Origin of the sequence: Tenacibaculum sp. L6 (assembly GCF_028823685.1) — a bacterium.
In the GTDB taxonomy this organism is placed as follows: Bacteria; Bacteroidota; Bacteroidia; order Flavobacteriales; family Flavobacteriaceae; genus Polaribacter.
The window spans coordinates 1-3467 of the sequence record NZ_JAPEHZ010000109.1 but is presented as its reverse complement, the minus strand read 5'-3'; the positions used below and the strand labels follow the sequence as shown (position 1 = coordinate 3467).

General features: G+C 32.5%; 3 protein-coding genes. 1 reads left to right on the top strand and 2 read right to left on the bottom strand.

What is annotated here, in order from left to right; all coding sequences use genetic code 11:
* Window positions 1-129 precede the first annotated feature (129 nt).
* Both OU788_RS11975 and OU788_RS11970 read right to left on the bottom strand, forming a co-directional pair.
* Entirely contained in the window at window positions 130-894 is a 765-nt protein-coding gene (locus OU788_RS11975) for an ABC transporter ATP-binding protein (protein ID WP_274635381.1), read from the bottom strand.
* Window positions 894-1634: an MlaE family ABC transporter permease gene (locus tag OU788_RS11970; RefSeq protein ID WP_274635380.1), complete on the bottom strand. Its 741-nt coding sequence runs from the start codon at window positions 1632-1634 to the stop codon at window positions 894-896. The genes OU788_RS11975 and OU788_RS11970 overlap by 1 nt, the downstream gene beginning before the upstream one ends.
* Before the next feature lie 119 nt (window positions 1635-1753).
* Here OU788_RS11970 and pafA point away from each other — a divergent pair, with 119 nt between their 5' ends.
* Window positions 1754-3391, top strand: a complete 1638-nt coding sequence (gene pafA / locus OU788_RS11965) for an alkaline phosphatase PafA (protein ID WP_274635379.1) — start codon at window positions 1754-1756, stop codon at window positions 3389-3391.
* The last annotated feature ends 76 nt before the right edge of the window (window positions 3392-3467 follow it).

The window sequence follows — 3467 nt, the reverse complement described above, 5'->3', positions numbered from 1 at the left end:
TTTGCTTTTGCTTTTCTGCGTTTGCGGGTGCAAATATAGAAGCTTTTATTGTTCCCACAAACATTTTTTAGAAGTTTTTTTGAAAAATTTTTAATGTTTTTTGTTACCTATTAATTAACAGAAAGTTACCTAAAGATCATTTAAGTATGCTTTTCTTACTTTTTTAAATAAATTTGATGAATACACAAAATCTACCACTGCTTCATTATCTGTTTTGAAGATTTCTTTGTGTGATCCTTCCCATGCTTTAACTCCATTTTTTAGAAAAACAATCTTATCTCCAATTTCCATCACCGAATTCATGTCGTGTGTATTTATTACTGTAGTGATTTGATATTCGTCAGTAATTTCTTGAATTAGGTTGTCTATTACAATAGATGTTTGCGGATCTAAGCCTGAGTTAGGCTCATCACAAAATAGGTATTTAGGATTCATTACAATAGCACGGGCAATTGCTACACGTTTTTGCATTCCTCCCGATAATTGTGCTGGAAACTTTTTATTTGAATTTTCAAGGTTTACACGTTTCAATACGAAGTTTACCCTATCTAACATTTCATCTTCAGGTTTCTTCGTAAACATTTTTAAAGGAAACATCACATTTTCTTCTACTGTTTGCGAATCAAACAATGCACTTCCTTGAAATACCATTCCTAATTCTTGTCGAAATTGACGTTTGTCTTCTATCGTCATATCAACATTTGCTAAACCATCATACACAATTGTTCCTTGTTCTGGTGTATGTAATCCAATTAAGGATTTTAGAAATACCGTTTTACCTGAACCACTTTGACCAATGATTAAACTTGTTTCTCCTGGTTTAAATGAGGTTGATATACCTTTTAAAATCTCAACACCATTAAATCCTTTATGTAAATTATTTACTTCTATCATTAGGTTAATAACATTTGAGTTAAGAAATAGTTTGCGATTACGATAAGTACAGTTGTCCACACTACCGATTGGGTACTTGCTTTACCAACCTCTAACGATCCTCCTTTTACATAATATCCGTGATATGAAGGTACTGTAGCTATTAAAAAGGCAAAAACCACCGTTTTTATCAATGCATACGTAATTAAAAACGGATCAAAATCCATTTGAACTCCTGCTATGTAATCTGCCCCAGAAAACAATCCTGATAAAACTCCTGCTACCCATCCTCCAAAAATTCCTAAGAACATTCCTAAAACAATTAAAAAAGGATAAAAGAAAACAGTAGCTATTATTTTAGGTAATACTAAATAATTCAATGAATTAATCCCCATTACTTCTAGCGCATCAATTTGCTCTGTAACACGCATCGTTCCTATGCTTGAAGTAATATAAGACCCTACTTTTCCTGCTAAAATAATAGAACAAAATGTAGGTGCAAACTCTAAAATAACCGATCGTTTCGCCGCAAAACCAATTAATGATTTTGGAATAAACGGACTTTCTAAATTCAACGCTGTTTGTAAGGCAATAACTCCTCCAATAAAAAAGGATATAAAAGCTATAATCCCTATCGATTTATGCCCTAATTCATCTATTTCTCTAAATAAAGCTTCACGAAACACTCTTGCTCTTTGTGGCTTTGTAAAAACCTGCTTTAGCATTACAACGTATTTGCCTATATGCTCAATGTAATTCATTAAACGAAATCTATTTTTTCTTTCTGCTAAAGTATTAAAAAACCATTAACTCCTCGCCTTATTTAAGAGTTTTAGCTTTCTTTTTATGTACCTTTGAGTTTTAATTTTTAAAAAATAAAATGAAAAAATTAGCTTTTTTACTAGCCGTTGTATGTATTACAGGTTGTGCTACCGCTCCTCAAAAAAGTACCCAAAAACCTAAACTGGTTGTAGGGGTTGTTATTGATCAGATGCGATATGATTATCTTACTCGTTTCGCTAGTCGATATGGAAATGATGGTTTTAAACGTTTACAAAGAGAAGGATTTTCTTTAGAAAACGCTCATTACAACTACATCCCTACCTATACTGCTGTAGGACACACTTCTATTTACACAGGAACTACCCCTACAAATCACGGTATTATAAGTAACCATTGGTACGATAAACACTTAAAAAAGACTATTTATTGTGTAGATGATGACAACTACAATACAATTGGTAATGACGGTGAAGGAGGAAAAAAATCTCCTTACAGAATGTTAACGACTACCGTAACCGACCAGTTAAAACTGGCTCAAAATATGAGAGGAAAAACTATTGGAATTGCTATTAAAGACCGATCAGCTATTTTACCTGCAGGTCACACTGCCGATGCTGCATATTGGTTTGATGGTGGTGATAAAGGACAATGGATTTCTTCTTCTTTTTACTTAAATGAATTACCTACTTGGGTACAAGAATTCAATGCTTCTGGAAAAGCTGATGAATATTTAAGCAAACCATGGGAAACTTTGTATGATATCAGTACGTACACTCAAAGTATTGAAGACGATAACGACTTTGAAGTTACTTTTAAAGGACAAGAGAGACCTGTATTCCCTCATGATATTCCTACGCTAAGAAAAAGTAACAACAATTACAGTATTATAAAAGGAATTCCTGCTGGTAATTCTATTACTACCGATTTTGCCAAAGCTACTATTATAGGTGAAAACTTAGGAAAATCTGAATTTGTTGATTTTATAGCAATCAGTTATTCTTCAACTGATTATGTTGGACATCAGTTTGGAGTTGCTTCCAAAGAAATTGAAGATACGTATTTACGCTTAGATCAAGATTTAGCTGATTTATTTAAGTTTTTAGACACACAGGTTGGAAAAGACAACTATACATTATTCTTAACTGCCGATCATGCTGCTGTGCAAGTTCCTTCATACTTAGAGTCTTTAAAAATACCTGCTGGTTATGTAAAGCCTGTTGCTTTCAAAAACTTTTTAAATGAAATTACCTTAAAACATTTTAAATCTGATGAGATTATTGAAAACGTTTCTAACTTCCAAGTTTTCTTAAATAAAGATAAGATTAGAGAGTTAAACCTTAACTATGAAAACGTAGCACAAACTATAGCAGATGAAGCTATTAATCATAAAAAGATTTATAAATCGGTAACTGCTAGAACCATGCAAACCACAACGTTTACTAACGGAATTTTACATGTATTACAAAACGGTTACAATCAAAAGTTTTCGGGTGATGTTATTTTAATACCTAATCCGTCAACTATTGCTAGTAGTTCAAGAAAAGGAACTACACACGGTTCAGGTTACTCGTACGACACTCACATTCCTATGATTTTCTACGGAAACGGAATTAAACAAGGTGTTTCTAAAAAGAAATATGAAATTGTAGATATTGCTCCAACGATTTCTAATTTATTACAGATAGAATTCCCTAACGGATGTTCTGGAAAAATTATTGAAGAAGTTCTTGAATAGGAAACTTAGAAATGAGAAAAGAGAGACTAGAGAATAGACCGTAAAAAAAAACTCCAATTTGAAGAAATCAAATTGG